Here is a 699-nt window from a genome sequence, read left to right on the forward strand (position 1 = left end):
TGAAAAGATGTATGGCAGTCATTACAGCCCAGCTCAGGTATCTAACATCTCCAAGCAGATGATTCCAAAAGTCGAGGCCTATCATCAGCGCAAACTCAGTGACAAGTTCTTCTGCGTTTATTTGGACGCTACCTACATTCCTTTGCGTCGCATAACCTTTGATCGTGAAGCAGTTTATATTGCCATTGGCATCAAGCCTAATGGCCACAAGGAAATCATCGATTACCGCATTGCTCCCAGCGAAAACGTCGAGAATTGGACGGAAATGCTTCAAGACATGAAGTCTCGCGGTCTAGAACAGGTTGAGCTCTTTCTTTCAGATGGCGTTGTGGGCATGAAGACAGTGCTGGAGCAGACTTATCCGAAAGCTCATTTTCAACGCTGTCTAGTTCATGTCATGCGCAATATTTGCGCTAAAGTACGCGTAGATGATCGCGAAACGATCATGAATGAATTCAAGCAAATTCATCAACAGCCAAATAAAGAAGCTGCGATCAAAGTCTTGCACGCCTTCTATGACAAGTGGAACAGAGCGTACAACCATGTCATCAGAAATCTCAAAGATATTGAACCTGATCTGCTGGTCTTTTACAGCTATCCTAAGCAGATCAGGGCTTCAATTTACTCTACCAATATGATCGAATCCTTTAACAACGTTATCAAGCGTAAAGCTAAGCCTAAAGCAGAGTTTCCAACTGA

At 43.5% G+C, this 699-nt stretch carries 1 protein-coding gene; it reads left to right on the top strand.

Translation table 11 applies throughout. From position 1 onward, the window contains the following. The coding region (locus BN1206_RS07370; protein ID WP_052543153.1) for an IS256 family transposase at positions 1 to 699 on the top strand (699 nt) is incomplete at both ends.

Origin of the sequence: Lactobacillus sp. OTU4228 (genome assembly GCF_001006945.1) — a bacterium.
GTDB lineage: Bacteria > Bacillota > Bacilli > Lactobacillales > Lactobacillaceae > Lactobacillus > Lactobacillus amylovorus.